The following is a 21,095-nucleotide window of genomic DNA, read 5'->3' on the forward strand; positions in this document are numbered from 1 at the left end:
ATTGGTAAATTTGAGGTAATTGCCAATTCCCAATTATCTAATTTTCAAAAACATCGCTGGAAAACATCTCAGTCAGAGTACGCAAGTAAGGTACAAATACCGTTAAATCTTCAGCAGGAAGCCGCTCGCATATTTCCCAAAATAAAATCAGCAGCATATCCTGCACTAACTCCCAACTTACATGAAGTTTGGGGTACAACATCACGCAAATTGGAAACAATTCTTGCTGTACCGGGTGAATGTTACCTTCCAAAACGCACCAGCACAAATAGCTTTGAAAAATCTCGACATCCCGGATACCAGAAATTTTTACCTCGCGATCGCTCAAATACCCGCTGCTACTGCGGTATCCTTGATGCTGGGAACTAGCTCGATCGTACACTGCACTAGCAATCTGAGTCGTTTGTTGCAATAAATGCTGAACGGCTAATAGAGCTCTTGAATTCGGGGAGTGATTCGCCGCAGCCTCGTTAATCTCTCCGTAGGGAATGTGCAGGTAGTCGTCTACAACTTTTAAGTAGGGCGCAAATTCCGTTCGCTCTGACTCTGAAAGACATCCTAACAAGATTTTGCTAGTGTATTGAAACTCCATTGTCACAAATCCCAGCACTAACGGATCTGTCTTTGAGTGTTTTCGCCTCACTTTAATAATATCCTTTCCCACCAGCACTGACAACCGGAAAACAGGTTCTCTATCCGCATAAGCGTCTATTGCTTTCTTATATAAGGTGCGAGAATCGGCGGCAATTTCTAAAGAATTAATTAAACTTGGATCGATAGCGTGTCGCTCTATTTGTTTCTCTAAAAGAGCTTCTACTCTACTCCAAGCTATCTCGCTGGCTAGTTTCAGGGTACCTGTCAATTTGTCAACTATTTGGGCTCTATTTCCCTCAAAATTAGTTAAATCGAGGCTTGGGAGAATTTGGCGTGACGCTTGGTTCTCTCGTGTCGCAACTGTACTATAATATTTTTTTGCCCAGCTAACTGCGAAGGAAGAAACGCTGACACCTTTAGCTTTTGGGAGTTTGTCAGTGTCCGATCCGGTAATACCTTGAGACGCCTGAGTTGCGCCCTGTTGAAGTTGGTCGGCTGCTGGTAAAGATTTTGAAGATATTTGTGAAATACCCGTCATGATAAACCTCGTTTTTTTATTAAGTCGCACCCGATGGATTCCCCTAAATTTTAATGTTGTTAACTACAATTTTCTGCATTTGTAGGCTGACAGTCATCAGCCATTACGCTTAAAGCTATAAGCCATTTGGCTCGACTGCCTGCATCTTTTATAAGCTGCACGTTAATAACATTATTTATTGTGCGATCGATCACTATTACCCTGTGATCGCGACCCTAATGTATTTTTTTGACGTATCAAAGAAGGCTGGAAATAAATTTAATTTGTCTTAAAAGCTGAAAATTAAAGTTAAGTCTGCTTAAAAAAAACTGCTGCTTGAAATACCTGATCTTTATTTTGGATCGCTTTGGTTGAGCGCCTTCGTTTCTTCAAGAAGCTAGGCTACAGCACGATCTAGGGGTGACTTTAGTTAATTTATTTGTATAGCTGAATTAAAAATGTATTTTGAGTCTGGCGATTGTTAGGAAATCCTAACAAATTTAACGATGGGCTTTTCTAAATAAAAAATTAAATTTGAGATGAGGATGAGATTTATGTGGATTTCGTTAAGGCCATTGCCAGGGCCGTTTTTTGCGATCGGTTTTTTAGTTTCCCCGTGAAGCGAAGCTATCCCGTAGGGAATCGCGCACAACCGATCGTCCGTCGTCCATTCTATCGGCAAACAACCCTTCAAAACCGGAATTAGCGAGTGACTCGCCCGATCTCTCCCACATTTTGCCCACTCTGACTGGTTCGATCCCGGAGGTCGGAGGCCCAAGCCTGCCCCTACAACGATAGGATGAGGTTGATGCGGGCCCCACGGGCGATCGATCCTCACAAACAGCACGACCAGTATGTCTTTAAGGCTATGCGTTCGGGTAGGATTAGTAGGACGAGAGGAAGTGGATAAAATGAGCGCTAGCAGCAATTCAACAGAAATTAAGTTCGGAACCGATGGGTGGCGGGGACTGATTGCCCATGACTTTACTTTTGCCAACGTGCGAAAAGTCACTCGGGCGATCGCCAGTTACCTAGAAACCGCTTACACCAAAGACCGCCCAGTTCTAGTCTCCTACGATACCCGCTTTCTGGCAGACGAATTCGCCCGCACTTCGGCCGAAGTATTGGCAGATTTGGGATGGACTGTGAAAGTGGTCGATCGAGATTGCCCCACACCAGTCATCGCCTACAGCGCCAAGCATCTCAACTCTGCAGGAGCCCTGATGTTCACTGCTTCGCACAATCCCGCACCTTACTGCGGCATCAAATACATCCCCGACTACGCGGGCCCGGCAACCCCGGAAATTACTGATACAATTGTGGCAAATATTGCTGGTGCTTCTGATGCCCCAGCCAAAGGCAGCCACAACGATAAAATCTCCAGTTTTGACCCGAAACCTGAATATCTGAAGTTTCTTTATACTTTGATCGATGTGGAGCGGATTCGCTCTGCTAAGTTGAAGGTGAAGTACGACGCTCTCTACTCGACTTCTCGCGGCTATCTCGACGGCGTTTTGGAACACTGCGGCTGCGATGTCGAAAGTTTTCATACCTACCGCGACGTGCTGTTTGGGGGCGGAATGCCGGAACCCAAGGGCGAACAGTTAGTCGAGTTGGTGGAAGCTGTTAAGAAGGATTCGGCGGATTTGGGTTTAGCTACCGATGGCGACAGCGATCGCTTTGGTATTGTTGACGAGTTGGGAAATGTCTTGACTCCAAATACTGTACTGTTGCTGCTGGCGCGTCACTTGGTTAAGAATAAAGGATTGACTGGGGCGATCGTCCGTACAGTCGCAACTACCCACTTGCTGGACAATTTGGCCGCCAAGTACGGTTTAACAATCTACGAAACCGCAGTCGGTTTTAAATACATCGGCGAAAAAATGCGGGAAACTGCGGTGCTCATCGGTGGCGAAGAATCTGGCGGTTTGAGCGTTTTGGGTCACATTCCCGAAAAAGACGGGATTTTGGCTGATATGCTAGTTGCTGAGGCGATCGCCTATGAAGGCAAACCGCTTTCTCAGCTAGTCGAAGAAGCCATTAAAGAAGCCGACGGCCCACTGTACAACAAACGTTTGGACTTGCACCTAGAAGAAGCCCACAAAGCAGCCGTTTTGGAATCTTTTACCAAGAATCCCCCCACAGAAGTAGCAGGTATCGGCGTTAAGGAAATCGGCCGCAAAGACGGAATTAAACTTTATCTTGAAGACGGTGGCTGGGTACTGCTGCGGCCTTCGGGAACCGAACCCTTGATGCGCGTTTACATGGAAACCAATTCTGTGGAAAAAGAAAGCCAAGTTGCCCAACACATGGAAAAGGTAATTTCCCAGTTAGAACCTGTTTAAATTTCTACCTATTCCAACGGGGGTTTTTCCCCTAGCACTTGGGATTGTGAGGTGCGCCAAGCGCACCTTACGTATTTTTTATAACTCTGGCAAAGCCTCTGAACATTAATCATCGATACTGCTGGGCCAGTTATATATTTGCAATACACTTGGATTTGTTTGAGTTTGGGAATTGTAAATTTATTTATGTTTGTTTAATTTTTAATTAATTAAGAAAAGTTCTCTATTTTTTCCGTTTCTACTTGACTTTTCCCCTAATCTTATTGTACATTATTATATAATTGGGTGTTTGCAAGAATAAAAATTTTCTACATATTTTAATTATAAAAAAAGTATGCGAGTTAAATTATTAGCCTGTCAACCGATTTATGAAAACAATTCCTCTGCTCGCCATTAGTTTTTTAGTAGCAATTTTAGTAAGCGCGATCGGCATTATCTCAGTGCAGAACGCCGCCCCAGTATCCTTAAACTTTATCTTTTTTCAATCGATACAACTGCCGGTAGGAATAGTATTAGCAATGAGCCTGAGTGCAGGACTGATCGGAGGTGCGCTACTGCAACCGCTGTGGAACATTTCAGATTCCCAAAACTCACGTCCTAAATTTCAGGCAAATCCAGAAGAATCGGACACCGTACAATATTAAATAGATTTGATCCCTTAGAGGGAATATACCTGACCGTCAATCAGCAGCCGAGTAATTCCCTTAGCTCGCAAATAAGGCGCTGCTTTTTGCAGCATACTGCTGTCAGGAATCTTGAAAACCCTTTGATTGCGAGTAGCAAATCGGCGCGCCACTCGGTGATTGTCAAAAACTGCCAGGGTTTTCTCGCGAATTTCCGCCGCCGGAATTTGACCCAGTTCGCCAAAAGCTTTTAGAGGTCTGGTGATTAACTCGGCTGCCCGATCGACCACCAAATAACAAATTTTGGGCATAGATGCTTCACTTAAAGGCAAAACTTGAATTAGTCCTGTCCCCCGAAGCTCGATCAACTCGCCCGACGATAGTGAACCCAGGAGACTGCCTTCAAACAGAGAGTCTTCATCCTCTACATCTTCGTCGAAGTCGTCATCTAAATCGTCTTCATCATCCTCATCCTCGTCGTCCTCGAAATCCCTAAAGTCTTCACCTGCCAGCAGCCCTTCTGCTGGCAGCATTGCCTTTAGTTCACCAGTCACAACAGCGCGGTGGCTTCGATCTGCAATATTGGCTGCTTTGGCATCTGGCAAATCAGAAACATCCAAATCCGACTCTCTATTCCCTCGAATTTCGAGTTCTGCAACTGGTTCAGGGACTGATCCAGAACGCTTTCGGATTGTCGGTCTCGAATTTGAGGCTGACTGCAGGACAGGGGCTGACTCCGACAGGGGAACAGCTACAGGATTGATTGCGGCATCTGCTGACGACTCAGTAGTCGCCTCTGTGGGTTCAGAAACACTGCTGCGATCGGACAAACGCTTTTGTTTTTGCTGGACTAGAAATTCGTATTCCGGCTCCGACAAAGCACCCTGAAGGATGCGCCTCACAGTCGAACTGCTCACTCCGTAGCGCTTTGCCAGAGTGATAGTATTCTCGTTGGACTGTCGGTACAGCCTGATGAGTTCGCGTTTGTCTGAATCGGAGAGTTTTGTAGGCGTCATGCCAAGTTTCCCAGCAAAAAGACGTGAAAAGACGCAGGCTAGCGGTCAGCGAACTGTGATTCTTCGTTTTCGATTTCAAGCTCAGAGATGCCGACAAGGGCAAAAAAGCTTTCGCATCCCCATCGCTTGCCAAAGCAACCCCAATCTCCAATCCCTACGCTGCGCGACGAGTGCGCCTGCTCTGGCGAGAACGGGTTGAGATGTCATGTTCCAAGATAGCTCCAATTCCGAACAGGATGGCGCTGAAAACAAAAAAGACTTCCAGCAAACTGCCGCTTTGATAACTACCCTCAGCCTGAGTATCGCGCCATTTAAAGTACATATCTGCGATGTAAAGCGAAAAAGTTGCAGCCGCAATCATTCTCCAAGATTGGGAAAAACGTCCTCCCCAAAATGCCAGCAGCAGTGCCGTAGCAATAATTAGCAGAAAAACGTCCCCAACGATGTAAAACAAATTTATTGCGTTTTTGTGAGGCGCCAGTTGCTTGTCAAGTGCCATCACCCATGCCGGAGCTTTGATTTCTGCTGCTGCTTCTTCTTCCTGGAGTGCGGATGCAGGATCGGTCGCTGTTGCTCCTTTTGCCTGTATCTTGGACGAATTTTCCAAACCGGGCGCTCTTTCTGTGGCAGCGGTTGCTGGTGCAGATGTCACTACTTCTTCTTGAGTGGCTGCCGGAGCCATTCCTAGCTGGGCTCTCCAAGAGTCAGGTGCAGCAACCCAGATAGCTACCGCAATCCCAAAGGCTGCAATTCCCGCTAACAAACCCCACTGCCAAATTTCTAGATTCAGTCGCTTGGAAGTCACAGCTACAACCATGCCCCCGATCAGGACTACATAGCTGCCCAGATAAAACGCATCTGCGGGAGACACGTCCGGGTCTAACCCGAAATAGAGTTCCCAAATCCCAAACAGCACGCCGGCTATGAAATAGAACAGCATCCCCAGACCTATGCCCAGCCAGACGTTGCGCCCACTGACCATGTGGGGGCTTTGCCAGTTTCTAAAACAGACTAAAGCCGCCCCGAAATATGCTCCGCATTCAAAAATATAAGTGCCGATCGAGTACCAAAGAGGTAAACCCTCTTCTGCTGAGAGGGGGACGCTGAACAGCAAAAAGAACAGCAGCGCCATTACAGCCCAGACAATGCCCGCAATCACTAGGGTCTGAGCTGACAGTAAAGATGAAGATGTAGATGACTTTTCTGAAGTGCTACTCATAGGGATTCCACGAGACCTAACTAGCGGTTGAACGCACCCCATCTCAATCTTTGATTGTAGATGAGGATTCTTTCGCCAAAAAACCTTAAAAAACCTTGCTCTGACGCTTCCGGAATAACTGGCGTCCTCAGTGTGTAGTCGGGACTTGGAGCCTCGTACACTCTAGAAAGACTAAGCAAGAATAATATCTATTTACTAATTCAATAAATTAGTCGTTAGTCGATCTTGTACCCGGAAATATAATGATAGAAATACGGTATATGTCTCCACCCTTAAGGTTTTTACAGTACCCAATCTATCTCTGAAATTCTAACCTCAAAGGTTGAGGTATCGGTTTTTTGGCTTTCACACTCCCCCACTCATATCAATAATTCGGGGTGGGGAATGCGATCGAAACTTAGTTAAATTGCCAGACCATAGGTGGCATCCAAACCGAATCAACAATTTGGTTGGTCAATACAAGTTGGCAACCCAACCTGTATATCCCCTACCCCCTACAGTGCAATTATCTAAGCTAAATTATCTCAGTCCAATTGTCTGAGCAATTGTCAAAGATTTTCTATCCTACGATCCACAATTTGTTCAGGGCTGATTGTTTCAGCCAATCTAGAAACTGAGTCCGATCCGGGGCTGGCATATCTTGCAGCACATCGCTGACTCCCTCAGCGAAGTCCGTATTGCCAAAATATGATTTCCCCAAACGGTGGAGTTCTTGCAATAAAGTTTTGAGATGTTGCTCTTGCCAAGCAGGCACCTTGTGATTTTGCAAGGGACTAACGGTTAGCCAATTTTTGATCGCATCAGGGGAGTCTGCCTGGGGGAAGTTTCCCTGCTGAAATACCTTGGCGATATCTTTCTGAAACGATGTGGCTTGCCTTGCGCCTAAGAGGTCTTCTACATCGAAGTAAACAGCTTGGAGAAGCAGCAGACAACCCTGCGCGAACAGCGGTGCTTTGGCTGCTTCATTACCTGCCGGTTCTTCACCGGCAAGCTGATCTAAACGGACTTTTCCCCAGACGCTATATCGATCCGGCTCTTCTAGCAGAACACAGGCTTTGCCTCGGTTGTCGGTTAAGTCCCGCCACAAGGCTCTGGCGTCTTCTGCTTGCTTGCCGTTGAAGGCGCTGATTAGGCGAAAAGTCTGCCCCTGATAATTGAGAATGGGAATTTGTTGATCCCGTTTTGGGTGTTGAAAATTGGTTATTTCAACATCCTGCCGTTTCAGAATAAACATGACACTGCGATTTGACTCCTGTCATGGCCGAGGTGCTGTGCTTTTGACACTCCCCATGCCTAAAGGCGAGGGGATTCTTGATTCAGCGAGTCCACTTAAATTAGCAGGATTGCTCCCGATCACCCAGAGATGGTTCTCTCCTCAAGCGTTCCGATACTTTTTTGCTAACCAATGCTAACAAGTATCTAAGCTGAGATTGTCTCTCAACCTTGCGTATCAATCAATGCACGAAGGAAAATCCCCCGCCCACAATTTACAACTGCTGTACTGGCAACGCTTGATTTTCGCGCTCGTGCCGAGCGGTCGATTGACTGTTTTGCTTTGATGCCGTAGAGGAAGCTTATATAGAGGCTCCGTACCATCAGGGATTTTCACCTGAGTCTTTCAATCTAGTTCTACCACATTTTTATTAAATATCAAGTCGAGCAGAATGTTAGCAAACATAACTAAACATCAGCCAATTAGTCATTCTGTCTCAACTCATACCTAAGATTAGGGGACGATCTCTGGTTTTTCGCTAAGGCGGTCAGTGTTTTAGGCTTTGTCACTAGGGGATGTTAACATAACCGAAATCTGGAAAAAAGCACCTGTGACTCTTGTCCAGTCTGAGCTGGGTCTTAATTTGGGGAGAGATGCGATCGACCAAATATTTGGGTTTTACCTCGACCTCTACATACTTTACCCGAGTTCTCGTCCTACCTAGTTTTGATTGTAAATTTACAATTGTGCTGTTTGCAGGTGAGTCCCTCCAATTTTTGTCAGATACAGTCTTGGAGGCACAGAAACTCTCATAACCTTGGTTTTTTTCCCGAACCATCCCGCTGCACGCCAGATTTTTGTAGATCAAAGCGGTTTCTGCGTAAGTCATCACATAATTTACTTGCTCGATCGCACACTGCACCTATACAATAATGTTGTTAGGAATTTTTGAGTTGGGTGCGTAACTCAGTTGGATAGAGTAGCTGCCTTCTAAGCAGCGAGCCGCAGGTTCAAGTCCTGCCGTACCCGTTACACAAAATTAATGATCTCAAGGGTTTCAGCACTTTTATACCGCCAAGGAAAGAGCGGCTGAGATCTTATGTGCTTCGGATTTGTTTCCGATGCCTGAATCCGAAACAAATCCGAAGCACAAGCCCCGCCTGCCAAACTGGGCGAATCTTCCTGCTTCAGGGCGATCGACACTGATACCCTTCTGAGTACATTCTTGACACAGCCGATGTGATATCATAAAAAGTCTATTGTGTCAATAGTCTATATCCTGTGATGTTCAAACAGCACCAGCAGCAGGTTGTGGGCCGAGTAGCCCTCAGAGGTTATCCTTAGTAATCAGGCTAGTTTCCGATAGGTTTGGATATGTTCCCAACAACTCTCTTTCATATTCCCCAAAATTTAATGCTATTACTCGACCGCAGCGCGATCGACAGATTAAAGCCCTTATTGGCGCAAGCAACCGGAATGCCTATAGTTGCATCGGAAAATACGGCAACAATTGCGCTCGTATTGGTTGCTCTGGGAATTCTGGGTTGGGGATTTTATCGCGCCAGACCTTTTGGCAAACTGGGAATTTTGGCTTGGTTGCAGTCTGTTGCGCTGATGAGTCCCTGGCTGCTGTTCTTTGGTTTGTTCGCCGCCGGAATTTACCTCAATCTAGTTGCGGTATTGTTGCTGCTCGTGGTCTCCACGGGATTGTACATTTATCTGGGCCGGCAATTGCGTAAGGCTGCATCCGATACAGTTCTCCCGCGCCCGGATACTGCTGAGGTAAAGTCCCAAAGCGATGCTTTCTCCGCTCCTGAGTCGCAGCGACCACCAGGCCAAGAAACCATTAAAATCGTCACTTCCTCGCCTGCGAATAATGAATCAGAAATAATTCCCGTTCCAGTGGAAGACCTCAAGGCAATTAAAGGCATATTTGGAATTGATACTTTCTTTGCCACAGAAACGATTCCCTATCAAGATGGGGTAATCTTGAAAGGCAATCTCCGGGGAGACCCAGAACAAGTACACTCACGTTTGACGGCAAGTTTGGAAGAAAGATTAAACGATCGCTACCGCCTATTTTTAGTAGAAAATCAGGACGATAAGCCGATAGTTATTATCTTGCCCAGCACCAACGACCCGCAGCCAACAACCGTGTCTCAAAAAATCCTAGCCGTCGTGCTGCTGCTGGCAACAATTGCTACTAGCTTAGAGACAGGCGGTTTACTGCTAGGTTTCGATTTCTTTAACTCGCCGGCTAGATATCTAGAAGTTCTGCCAATTGCAGCCGGAATTTGGGCGGTTTTAGGCTCTGGCGAAATTGCTCGCCGAGTGCTGGCTAACCGGTACAAAGTTCGCTTGAGTTGGCCGTTTTTTATACCAACTTTGCAGATAGGTTGTTTTGGAGCGATCGACCGTTTTGAGTCGCTGCTGCCCAACCGTAAAGTTTTGTTTGACATCGCTTTTGCCGGGTCAGCGGCTGGGGGAATAGTTTCTCTGCTAATGCTGGTAACGGGTTTGCTGCTGTCTCACCCCGGCAGTCTGTTTCAAATTCCCGCAGAATTTTTTAAGGGATCGGTTTTGGTGGGAACTTTGGCAAAAGTGGTTTTGGGTTCGGGGTTGCAGCAGCAGATAGTTGACGTTCACCCGCTGGTAGTTATCGGTTGGTTGGGCTTGGTAATAACGGCAATTAATTTAATGCCGGCGGGACAGTTGGACGGGGGTAGAATTGTGCAAGCCATCTACGGTCGGAAAATAGCAAGCCGCGCTACTTTGGCGACATTTGTGGTCCTGGCGATAGCTTCTTTAGTTAATCCTTTGGCCCTGTACTGGGCGATCGTGATTCTGATTTTACAGCGGAATCTGGAACGGCCAAGCCTCAACGAGCTGACTGAGCCTGACGACGCTCGCGCGGCTTTGGGTTTGCTAGCTTTGTTCTTGATGATTGCTGCCCTGTTGCCGTTGACTCCGGCTTTGGCGGGCCGTCTGGGCATCGGGAACTAACAGTAGTCTGGCATCTTTGGTAATAGGCTCTTGGGTTGCGGTAAATTAGTGGAATCTAGGAATTGACCGATCGAACTGGGGAACTGAAGGGCGATCGGGTTCCTAACTACTAATTTCCAATTAAGACCGCCGCCCAGGGCAATTTATCTACTACCAAAAGTTGATTTTTTTATAACCCAAAATTTGTTTAAACTTGATCGATTAAGTTTAAATAACTTATCTAAGCCTATAGGATAAAGTCATGGCTAATCAACTTCCTCCTGTATTGGTAACTTTTGATGCAGATGTTTTAATGACTGGCAGAACCCAAGTGTGGCAAGAATATGCCAAGGTGGGAACTTGCTATATCCCGGAAGTAGTGTACGACGAAATAGATCGTCTGACCGGGCAAGCGGTGGAAAAAGAGCAAGAGCAAGTAGCTAGAGAGTTTATGCGATTTTTTGCCGACAGTGGCTGGATTGCAACTGACGCTCAGGAAACACACCGAGCTCTCGAACCTTCGATCAAAAATCAAAGCAAGCCAGCAATGCTGGTAGTGGCGACGGCTCAGTGCGTTTACGGTTTGGCGACCGAACACCCGGAGGCATTGGTGATTTTTGTGTCCAACAGCCAGCCTCTGCTGAAGCGGCTGGCTTCTGTAGGCGCTACGAATCTCTGCGGGATTACCGGGGCGATGCTGTTAAATTGGGCGAGGAAAGGAGAACGCCCGCCGGCGGCGACTCAGCAATTGCAAAGTTTGATGCGTACCCTCGCCGAACGCAAATCGACTCAGCGCCCTAACAGCAGAATTCAGGATGCTGCTGTTGGTCAAACGGGGGCTTCTGTTAGCAAGTTAACGGGAACCCGTGGCGCTTCTGAATTGAAGTCGGCCAGCAGTTTTACTAAAACTCATAAAACGGGTTTGACTGAGAAGCGCAGTGCGAGTTCGCGACCCAAAACGCCGCGGCGCAATCGCGAGGAGTCGAGAGATTACGAGCCGGCTGTATATCGCATAAAACATATTACACCTCCGAAAAAAAGGAACAGCGGTTTTCTGTCTACTGTGTTCAATTTTTTGGGAGCGTTATTTTTCTTAACGGTAGCGGTAGGTATTTTGTGGCGAGTGTTCGATGTTAGGGGTTTTAGAAAGACTTTTGTGCCGGCTCTACCGCAGCCTGTGCAACAATTTGTTAAGTCGATCGACCCTAAATAATCTGCTTTTCTGAAAATATCACCTTCTGATCCGGCTAAGTTGTGCTTGCGGTCATCGTTAATCTTGCACCTTGGGAAACTGGGATAGCACGCTTGGTTCACAAATCGCTTCCCTCCCCTAAATATAGCGGTAAGGTTCTTGTGGCGTCCCCTAGGGTTAGAATTTCTGGCCTTAGTCCGCTGGGAATTTTCAACGGCTTATAACAACAGAAGATGAACGCTTCACTTTACCGCTCCAAAAATCCATCGCCATGCTGAACTGGAACGAAATAATTAGTGGATTAGCACTGGCTTTGGCGGGTTTTGCTTATGCTTTAGTATTTTTTGTACTTCTTCCCTTCAGACACTACGATTATGCAGCACCACTTGGGGCAATAGCAATGGCGATCGCCCTTACTATTGCAATGAATTGGCTACTATCTGCATCGTTGTTAACTGGCTGGAGTTGGGTGGCTGCATTATTTGGTTTTCAGGTAGCCCTGATGCTTTTTGGTAGCGTGTTTCTGGAAGATGGGCTGTACCTGCCAAATTTGTTGTTTTTTGGAACTATGATCGTAGGATATACGGGCGTTTATACCAGTTTTTCACAACAAAAAACACTGGTAATTGTGGGTTTATGTACAGCTTTTTTCCTAGCTTCAATGTACTTTTCTTTGATTGGCGGCTATCTGCTCAAAGGCAAAAACCCCTTTCAGGGTTCTTCTACCCAGATGCTACCGCTGTTAAATCAAAGGGTAGAAATTATCACCGACAATCCCAAACAATTGTATTTGAATGGCAAAACAGGCGAACTCACGCATATTAACCGTTATGAGGTGACAGTGAAACTAGATTCTGGAAGAGACGAGAGATTGACGTGGCCCTATGTCGATGTGTGGTGGCAGGATATTAAGGCTGCTAGCGAACAGAAATCGCAGTAATTTATCTCGTTTCCGCTGGCATCGGAATAATAAAATCGAGTCAATACTTAACACTCAACCATTCAGTTTTTCAGCCCAGAGTCAACAGTCAATATTCAACAATCATGATGAGTGCAACCCGAATTGATATCATTTATTTAACGCTGGTGCTGTTCCTTCTAGAGGTCGAATAATGACTGGTTTATTAGTAGATTGTTGCTGAAAAAGTGCCTTGAGTGCCAATTCAAGATTTTCTGCCATGACGATGCGGTTTTCGTAGGCAGCAATAACTCTAATTAAAGTTGGCAAACTATTGCGTTCGGCTTCTAAATAAAGAGGTTCCACATACAGTAAAGATTGTTCTATGGGAATTACTAATAAGTTTCCTTGAAGTGCTTTGGAACCCTGGCGATTCCAGAGAGATATTTGTTCGGAAATAATGGGATCTTGGTTAATTAAAGCTTCTATTTGTTCCGGACCGTAAACCAATCGCTGTTTGGGAAATAAATACAACAGCAATTTTCCGTACTCGCTACCATCCGATCGCCCTGCAATCCAAGCAATTAAATTATTGCGACTTACTGGTGTAAATGGGAGGAGCAAAATAAATTCTTCTGCTGTTTCCGTTGGCAGTTTTGTAATCAAATAATACGGTGCTACGGGCTGCTGTTCGCTGCCATAAATTTCATTGGGAACTCGCCACAAATCCTCTCGATTGTAAAATACTTGCGGGTCTTCCATATGATAAGTTAGCAAGCGTTCTGATTGAATGCTTAACAAATCTACTGGATATCGGATATGTTTTCGGAGAGCGGGAGGCATTTTGTCAAGGGGTTTGAAGAGTCCGGGAAAGATAGCAATCCAACTGTTAATAATCGGATCGGAGGGATAGGCAACGTAGAAGTCAACAGACCCGTTGTAGGCATCAATCACTACTTTGACGGAGTTACGGATGTAGTTAAATTCATGACTGCCCGGATCGGAATACGGATAGCGATCGCTCGCTGTATAGGCATCGATAATCCAGTAAAGATAGTTGGGGGATTTATCAGTAGCTGAGGGTGAAGGTTTAATCTCGTTGCCCTTTTCATCTCTTTCTTTTTCTATATCATCATTGCTAAGATTGGCGTTTGCTACTACTAAATACGGGTCGGAATCGTAGCGCAAAAAAGGAGCGATCGCCCGGACTCTTTTATTAATATTGCGACGGTACAGCAATTTAGTTTCTGGCGTAAAATTGCGCGTCAGTGCCATTTGCCAATTTTTAAGATAATTAGCAAACAGCCAGCGCCGCCACATAGAACCGATCGCAATTCCGCCCCTACCGTTGTAAGTATTGTAAACATTTTCTTCGCCGCTAGGATAATCAAACTCTTTGACTTTTGTGGGCGTCATGGCGTCTGTATCGGTGATTTCGCCGTAGTAAATTCGCGGGTAGCCGATCGGAATACTGGCCCGAATTTGATCGCTAGTTACTTCCAAAGCAGTCTTTCCTTTGTGGGCTGCAACTCCAATATCTTTGACAAAATAATCTGGTAAACCGCCGACACCGACTGTATTTACCGGAGAAAGAGTAAACCCGTAACCGTGAGTGTAAACCAGGTGCTTGTTCACCCAAGTTTGAGCTTCGGGGGCAACTGCTGTGTAATCTAATTCCCGCGCTGCCAAAAACACTTGTTGGCTTTCAGAATCTCCCTTTTTTGCTTTTTCATTTTTGATTGTGTAGCGCTCGATATCGGCATCAGGGAAGGTATAATAGGGTCTGATTTGCTGTAACTGTCTATTGGTTTGCAGCAACGGCAGCTTGTCCCACAACCGGATGTTGCTAATAGTAAGTTTATTTTTTTCTAAGTCGGCATAAGTGAGTTGGCCGGCGGGGTCGAATGTTTTTATTTCGATTTTTTTGAGGTCAAACGCTTCTTGACTGAAGGCAATGCTGCGCTGGATGTAGGGCTTTTCTCGTGCTAATTCGTTGGGTTTAACTAGGAGTTGCTGCACAATTGCGGGCAGCAGCCAAGTTACCAAAAAACTTAAAGTTAGCCACCCTAAAATAATCTTTTTTATGAGTTCATTTTTTATTTTGAATGGGTAAACCTGGCACAGCATCAAAAGTGCGATCGCCCCCGCTAAAATACTCAAAAATTCATAACAGGGCAGCCGCACAGTCACGTCAGCATAATTCGCCCCGTAACTAACGTCTCCCCGCGCATAGAGCAATGCGTAGCGCCCCAGCCAGTAGCGGAATGCGACAGCTAGCATTAAAGCTGCACCCAACCCGTACAAGTGCCGCTGCTGCGATCGAGAAAACCCCAAAAATATCCCTTGACTCAGGCTATTTCCCGACAGCAAATATGTTAAAGCACAAGATACTAAACTGTACAAAAATACAACTGTCAGCCCGAATCCTAGCAAATCTAAGATTGGCAAAATAAATACATAAAAGCTAATATTTTGATTAAAAAGAGGGTCGGTTGTGTTAAAATTAATAGGGTGAAAATATTGCAAAACATTTGTCCAGCGACTGGCGAAAATAAGCCCGATCGCTAAACTGAGAAAAAGGGCGATCGCCCGCAGCAAAAAATCAGGCTTAATTGCCACAGCTAACATTGTCCCAAGCAGCAAGCCCAACTGCCACCAGTGAGAAAATAGCTGCACCGCCCCATGCTGGATTGACTCAATTCCCAACTGCACGGGCGGTGCAGGCAAATTGTCAGCTATACCGAAATAGGTGAGGCTGTTTCCAGCTAACAGCCCGCAGTGAATTACTGTCAAAGTTGCGATCGAACTCAATCCGAATACCGTCAACAGCAGCCAGGAAAAAGTAATTTGGGATTTAGCAAGAGGTAATTTGTAATTCTTCCCGGTATTCTTCCCGGTGTTGTTCGCCTTCAGTGAAGCGAATAGCGCCCCCCCAACCGGCGATTTCATTTCTGCTGCGGGATGTTGCAGGCGGCTGGCTAAAGCCAAATTTCCGAGCAAAAAGACAGAAGAAACAGCAATTGCGATCGTCCCCAGCAACCCTTGAGTTTTCAGCTTTAACAAAAAAACCTGAAGATATCCAACTTCCTGAAACCACAGAATTTCTGCAGCCATGCGGGATGCCAATTCAAAAACCAGCCATAGCCCCGCAATCAGTAGGATTATTTGATAAATTCGCCTATTAGTCATTAGTTATTAGTCATTAGTTATTAGTCATTAGTTATTGGTTGAATGATAACTGATATCAGGTTCGAGCAATTTACCCTCCCGAATGATGCTTTTGCCACAAGGGTTGGAGGCATTTTTATTCATGGTAATTGACCGGACATAATATGACTTCTGCTTTCCAGTCAACGGCTAACTGCTTTCCTGTCAACTGAACTAATGACTAATGACCGATGACTAATGACAAACTAGCTGTACTGCTGATTGACATCCACATCCAAATTAAACAGTGTTTGCAAAGTTTGCATCGCTTGCCGCCGCGCCTCAATATCCTGCTGAGCGCGCAACTGTACCATCGGATCGTGCAAAATCTTATTCACAATCCCCCTTGTTAAAGATTCAATCACATCTTGATGTTTCTCCGAAAATTCCGAACCCAGACGCGATAAAGCTTTTTCTAACTCTTGTTCCCGAATCAATTCTATCTTATCCCGCAAACAGCTAATAGTAGGAACTGTTTCCAGACTGCGCCACCAGAGATCGAAAGCCTCTACTTCCTGTTCCAGCAAGCCCTGAGCTTCCATTGCCATTTTGCGGCGGCTTTCGTGATTTTGAGCTACCACTGCTTTCAAGTCGTCCACATTAAACGATCGCACATTAGCGAGTTCATTCGCATCCGAGTCAATGTTGCGCGGCACAGAAATATCCACCAACATCAAAGGGCGATTCGGGTCTAAAACCGATTCCAATTTAGCTTTATTTAACAGTGGCTCGGTAGCTGCCGTACTGGTAAAAACCAAGTCAGAACTGGCAATTATCTGCATCATTTCCGAGAGCTGATACAGGTGCAATTCAGCATCTTTAAACTGACCGGCCAACTCCAGGGCGCCACGCACAGAGCGGTTAACGATCGAAATATGGCTAGCTCCTTTTGAGAGCAAATGCTGTACCAAAAGCCGCGACATTTTGCCAGCACCAATAATTGCAATTTTGCTGCTTGCTAAATGCTGACCCTTCATTTGAGCCAATTCTGCAGCTGCCGAACTAATCGAAACTGCACCGGTACCGATGCTAGTTTCCGTGCGAACTCGCTTCCCTGCTGTAAGAGCTTGCTTGAACAAGCGCTCTAAAATTCTGCCTACACCTTTGTACTGCTGGGCTAGTTTGTGAGTTTGTTTCACCTGAGCCAAAATTTGTCCTTCACCGAGCACCAAACTGTCGAGACCAGAAGCCACTCGCATCAAGTGCATCACCGCATCTTCGTGCAGCAAAATAAACAGGTGAGGACGCAAAGACTGCAAAGGAACTTTACTGCATTCTGAAAGGAACTGAATAACCTCTCGTACACCCGGCTCCGACTCGCTGGTAACAATATAAATCTCTAAGCGGTTGCAAGTGCTGAGGATGGCAACCTCTTGAATGTGCGGGTAGCCGCGCAATTGGGCGATCGCCGCTTCAACTTTCTGTTCTGGAATGCTTAGTTTTTCGCGAACTTCTACCGGCGCTGTTTTGTGGCTGAGACCTACGACTGCAATATTCATATCTGTGATTTGTCACTATTTCTTTCTTAGTTGTTAACAGTCACCTGTTATTAGTTCTTAGTTTATCGCTAATTGCTAATCATCGGTGACTGTTAACCGTTAACTGTTAATTGTTAACATTTAACTGTTAACCACTAACTAATCACTAATTCAATTGCAAAGATTTCGGCTGGTCAAACATATGGATTGTATCCACAAACCGAGCAGTTTTCGACTGAGAAGAAATTACCAAACTTTCAGTGCGAGCGCCACCGCCAAAGAAGCGAACTCCATCCATCAGCGTTCCGGGAGTAATCCCGCAAGCTGCAAACAGAACTGTTTCTCCCGATGCCAACTCTTCAGCATTGTAAATCTTGTCTGGGTCTGTGATGCCCATCTCTTTAAGTCGAGCGATATTGCTCTCTTTGCTTTCACCGATCAAACCAGTTTTTACAACTGCCGGATCGTAAATTAACTGCCCTTGGAAGTGACCGCCCAAGCAGCGCATTGCTGCAGCGGAAATCACACCTTCGGGTGCAGCGCCAATACCCATAAGTGCGTGGATGTTGGAACCAGAAAACGCGCAAGAAATCGCTGCCGAAACGTCGCCGTCGCTGATCAGCCGAACTCTTGCACCCGCTTGCCGAATTTCATTAATTAAATCTTTGTGTCGGGGGCGATCCATGACCACCACCACCAAATCTTCAATACTGCGGCCGAGACAATCAGAGATAATTTTGAGGTTTTGAGTCGGCGTTTTGCGAATATCTACATGATTCTTAGCAGCCGCAGGAGCAGCCAATTTGTTCATGTAGAAATCCGGTGCCGCAAACAAACCACCTTTTTCAGAGATTGCCAAAACTGCCATCGAACCGTTTTGACCGTAAGCGACCAGGTTAGTACCTTCGCAGGGGTCAACAGCGATGTCAATCTCGATCAATTCATCTATGTTGCAGACATCTTTGGCATCTTCGCGGGTACAAATACCTACTTGTTCGCCGATGTAAAGCATTGGTGCGTCATCGCGCTCGCCTTCGCCGATCACGATGCGGCCGCGCATATGAATTTTGTTCATGCGCTCCCGCATGGCTTCTACAGCCACTCTGTCGGCTTCATCTTTCTCGCCTTTGCCCATCAAGCGAGCGGAGGCGATGGCTGCCTGCTCAACTACTTCGATAATCTCTAAACCGATTACATTGTCCACGAACTAGATCCTCCCAACTGCTGATGCGTGCCTTGTGCTCTTTTGCACTCCCAGCCATCAAGTTTATCAGAGGCGGGGATCTCTGCGAGCGCAAGCACTTGCTTAGTTTGTGTTAACTTTTGCTTCTTTGAGACTGGGGCTGGAAAATCCGATCCCAACAAGCTCAAAGATCGATCGCCCCAATACTTCACTCTTGCTTGGAGGATCGCACGCTAGCCCCGTCTTATTAGCCCTAAATCCCGGACTCCAGAGGTTCCGGGGCAGCGAGCGGTTATTTCAGGCAACTTGTCATCCCGAATGCCGTTAAAGGTTTTATGATTAGTTTGCGATCGCACGATTTCTCAGAAACCCGGTTGCTAACCGGATTTATCGTTACTAAACCCAATATTTTGGTACAAATCGGGTTTCTGAGGGTAAGTCCTAATGATGACGAATCACATGGACAGCCGCCAATCGGGACGCACTAGACTTTATAAGCAGGAAGCAATAAAAAATGATGATGAAAGCCCAAGATATTATGACCACAGAAGTTGTTACCATTCGCGGTTCAGCAACTGTAGCTGAAGCAGTGGCGATGATGAACGATCTGTGTTTGCGCGCGTTGATTGTGGAACGCCGCCACGAACAAGATTCTTACGGCATTGTGACAGAAACGGATATTGTCTATAAAGTAGCAGCCTACGGAGTAGACCCGAAAAAAGTCCGCGTCTTCGAGATTATGACCAAACCTTGCATTACGGTGAATCCTGACTTGGGCGTGGAATACGTGGCTAGGTTGTTCGCGAATACCCGCATCCGTCGGGCACCGGTGATTAAGGACGAGCTAGTGGGCATTATTTCGGTCACGGATATCTTGACAAAAAGCGATTTTCTGGAGAAGCCGAAGAGTATTTTATTTGAGGAACAAATCGAACAGGCGATCGCAGATGCCAGAACTATCTGTGCCGAGAAAGGCGCTACTTCTAGAGAGTGCGCGGTAGCGTGGGATATTGTAGAGGAAATGCAGGCTGAGGCTTCTCACCAGCGATCGATGAAGCTTGAGAAAACGGCTTTTGACGAGTATTGCGAGGAAAATCCCGAGGCGGCTGAAGCGCGGATGTACGACAGTTAGTTTAGTCCTTAGTCATTAGTTATTAGTTATCAACTCTTATTTATGGATTGATAACTAATAGCTAACTATCGGAAAGAGCTTTTTTTCTGAGAGCCTCACGAAAAATAAAAATCTTAAGTGTTTGGCTCAGTCATACAAAACACGTTCAGCTTATTCCCGTCAAGATCGCGAAAATATCCCGCATAAAACCCCGGCAACACGCCTCTTGGCCCCGCCGCCCCTTCATCCTTAGCCCCAAGTTCGATCGCTTTGTTATAAACTAAGTTGACTTTTTCTGGACTGTCAACTTGAAGAGCTATCATTACTCCATTGCCAACAGTTGCTGTGTTACCATCAAAGGGTTTTGTAATAGCAAGTGCTGGTCGAGCGGGAGAAACGCTCCATGCGATAAATCCGTCGAATTCCATGAATCTTCGAGCGCCAATTTCAGCAAGCAAAGCATCATAAAACTTTGCTGCACTTTCAATATCGTTGGTACCCAGTGTAACATATCCGATCATATTTTTTGTCTTCTAACTGATGTTAAGATTTAAAAAATGTTTGAGCAAATAACAACTGAGTTAAACTGCGATTTAGAAAACCCAAGCTACAACTCAAACATCATTTTACATCATAACTCAAACTATCTCGGTTTTGTCCGCTGCAATGATTTATTGCCGATCGCTAATACATTCGGGACTGTCTCTAGTTGGACTATTGACGATCGCACTTACGGCTTTTGCTTTCATAGCTTCCGAAGCATACGGCTTTAACAGGGGCAAAACTTCCTGAGCATTTTTAACAGCAGGATCTAGCCACTGTTCCCAATCGCTGTCGGGGAGAATCACTGGCATTCTATCGTGCATCGGCTGCACTGTTTCGTTAGCAGCGGTAGTAATTATACTGCAAGATACAATGTTTTCTTTTTCTGGAGATTCCCAATTTTCCCACAAACCGGCAAAAGCAAAAGGTTCGCCGTCTGCCTTTTGAAAATAGTAAGGCTGTTTGTTCTTTCCCTGCTGTTGCCATTCGTAGAAACCGTCAGCGACTATCAAACATCGCCTGTGCTTGATGGCGCTGCGAAAAGCAGGTTTTTCGGCTACAGTTTCCGATCGCGCGTTAATCATCTTGCTACCTATTTTCATGTCTTTTGCCCAACTGGGAATCAAACCCCACCGCATAAATTGAAACTGTCGCTGCATTTTTTCTTTTTCAACTGTTACTGTGGCAACTGATTGAGTGGGGGCGATATTGTATCGCAGTTTGATATCGGGAACTTCCGACAGTTTGAAGAATTCGGCGATGATTTGACCTGAAGTAGTTAAAGTGTATCGTCCACACATAATTTATAATTGGTATTAAAAAACAAAAAGGTAGATTGCGATTTAACATTGGGCGGGGCGGGTTTTCGAGATTATTAGTGTTAGGCAAAGATGGTTTGTAAAACCCGCCCCTTGTATCTTAAAAGAGTGAGCTAGCCGATCGCCACGTCATTGATTCGATCATACCGACAATCA

General features: G+C 45.8%; 16 protein-coding genes and 1 tRNA gene. 7 read left to right on the forward strand and 10 right to left on the reverse strand.

Translation table 11 applies throughout. The annotated features are described in order from the left end of the window. Positions 1-37 precede the first annotated feature (37 nt). Together QUA33_RS16265 and QUA33_RS16270 are read right to left on the reverse strand one after the other, a co-directional pair. Positions 38-1,132, reverse strand: coding sequence for a hypothetical protein (locus QUA33_RS16265; RefSeq protein ID WP_333149509.1), 1,095 nt, complete (start codon positions 1,130-1,132; stop codon positions 38-40). A 584-nt stretch (positions 1,133-1,716) separates the two neighbouring features. Further along, positions 1,717-1,845, reverse strand: coding sequence for a hypothetical protein (locus QUA33_RS16270; protein WP_333149511.1), 129 nt, complete (start codon positions 1,843-1,845; stop codon positions 1,717-1,719). 120 nt (positions 1,846-1,965) lie between these two features. Here QUA33_RS16270 and QUA33_RS16275 point away from each other — a divergent pair, with 120 nt between their 5' ends. Together QUA33_RS16275 and QUA33_RS16280 are read left to right on the forward strand one after the other, a co-directional pair. Beyond that, positions 1,966-3,456 carry a phosphoglucomutase/phosphomannomutase family protein gene (locus tag QUA33_RS16275; protein WP_445243252.1) on the forward strand — a complete coding sequence of 497 codons (1,491 nt, stop codon included), beginning with the start codon at positions 1,966-1,968 and terminating at the stop codon, positions 3,454-3,456. 368 nt (positions 3,457-3,824) lie between these two features. After that, a complete protein-coding gene (locus QUA33_RS16280) occupies positions 3,825-4,100 on the forward strand; it encodes a LapA family protein (protein ID WP_333149512.1) in 276 nt (91 codons plus the stop codon). Positions 4,101-4,114: 14 nt separating this feature from the next. Here the strand turns inward: QUA33_RS16280 and QUA33_RS16285 are convergent, their stop codons facing one another. The 3 genes from QUA33_RS16285 to QUA33_RS16295 all read right to left on the reverse strand — a co-directional run bounded on the left by QUA33_RS16285 (position 4,115) and on the right by QUA33_RS16295 (position 7,548). Continuing rightward, positions 4,115-5,095, reverse strand: a complete 981-nt coding sequence (locus QUA33_RS16285) for a hypothetical protein (protein ID WP_333149514.1) — start codon at positions 5,093-5,095, stop codon at positions 4,115-4,117. 154 nt (positions 5,096-5,249) lie between these two features. Continuing rightward, positions 5,250-6,314: a hypothetical protein gene (locus QUA33_RS16290; RefSeq protein WP_333066011.1), complete on the reverse strand. Its 1,065-nt coding sequence runs from the start codon at positions 6,312-6,314 to the stop codon at positions 5,250-5,252. Positions 6,315-6,873: 559 nt separating this feature from the next. Then, on the reverse strand, positions 6,874-7,548 hold the full coding sequence (locus QUA33_RS16295) for an Npun_F0813 family protein (RefSeq protein ID WP_333100125.1): 675 nt from the start codon (positions 7,546-7,548) through the stop codon (positions 6,874-6,876). 934 nt (positions 7,549-8,482) lie between these two features. Here QUA33_RS16295 and QUA33_RS16300 point away from each other — a divergent pair. From QUA33_RS16300 to QUA33_RS16315, 4 genes are all read left to right on the forward strand, one after another. After that, positions 8,483-8,556: transfer RNA gene (locus tag QUA33_RS16300), tRNA-Arg, on the forward strand. 345 nt (positions 8,557-8,901) lie between these two features. Further along, complete coding sequence (locus QUA33_RS16305) at positions 8,902-10,530, forward strand: site-2 protease family protein (protein ID WP_333149516.1); 1,629 nt, start codon at positions 8,902-8,904, stop codon at positions 10,528-10,530. A gap of 241 nt (positions 10,531-10,771) precedes the next feature. Then, positions 10,772-11,722: a PIN domain-containing protein gene (locus QUA33_RS16310; protein WP_333149518.1), complete on the forward strand. Its 951-nt coding sequence runs from the start codon at positions 10,772-10,774 to the stop codon at positions 11,720-11,722. Between the two features lie 250 nt (positions 11,723-11,972). After that, positions 11,973-12,641, forward strand: a complete 669-nt coding sequence (locus QUA33_RS16315) for a hypothetical protein (protein ID WP_333149520.1) — start codon at positions 11,973-11,975, stop codon at positions 12,639-12,641. A gap of 129 nt (positions 12,642-12,770) precedes the next feature. Here the strand turns inward: QUA33_RS16315 and QUA33_RS16320 are convergent, their stop codons facing one another. From QUA33_RS16320 to glpX, 3 genes are all read right to left on the reverse strand, one after another. Next, on the reverse strand, positions 12,771-15,788 hold the full coding sequence (locus QUA33_RS16320; protein ID WP_333149522.1) for a UPF0182 family protein: 3,018 nt from the start codon (positions 15,786-15,788) through the stop codon (positions 12,771-12,773). Between the two features lie 224 nt (positions 15,789-16,012). Further along, a complete protein-coding gene (locus tag QUA33_RS16325) occupies positions 16,013-17,305 on the reverse strand; it encodes a glutamyl-tRNA reductase (RefSeq protein WP_333074356.1) in 1,293 nt (430 codons plus the stop codon). Between the two features lie 145 nt (positions 17,306-17,450). Beyond that, positions 17,451-18,488 (reverse strand): class II fructose-bisphosphatase, encoded by a 1,038-nt coding sequence (glpX, locus tag QUA33_RS16330; RefSeq protein WP_333065996.1) that lies wholly within the window; start codon positions 18,486-18,488, stop codon positions 17,451-17,453. Between the two features lie 493 nt (positions 18,489-18,981). Here glpX and QUA33_RS16335 point away from each other — a divergent pair, with 493 nt between their 5' ends. After that, positions 18,982-19,599, forward strand: coding sequence for a CP12 domain-containing protein (locus QUA33_RS16335; RefSeq protein WP_333100119.1), 618 nt, complete (start codon positions 18,982-18,984; stop codon positions 19,597-19,599). 113 nt (positions 19,600-19,712) lie between these two features. On the opposite strand, the gene QUA33_RS16340 is transcribed toward QUA33_RS16335, so the two are convergent. Together QUA33_RS16340 and QUA33_RS16345 are read right to left on the reverse strand one after the other, a co-directional pair. Then, positions 19,713-20,099, reverse strand: a complete 387-nt coding sequence (locus QUA33_RS16340; protein WP_333100118.1) for a VOC family protein — start codon at positions 20,097-20,099, stop codon at positions 19,713-19,715. A 150-nt stretch (positions 20,100-20,249) separates the two neighbouring features. After that, positions 20,250-20,921, reverse strand: coding sequence for an SOS response-associated peptidase (locus QUA33_RS16345; RefSeq protein ID WP_333149523.1), 672 nt, complete (start codon positions 20,919-20,921; stop codon positions 20,250-20,252). Between the last annotated feature and the right edge of the window lie 174 nt (positions 20,922-21,095).

Source organism: Microcoleus sp. Pol14D4 (genome assembly GCF_036701245.1).
In the GTDB taxonomy this organism is placed as follows: Bacteria; Cyanobacteriota; Cyanobacteriia; order Cyanobacteriales; family Microcoleaceae; genus Microcoleus.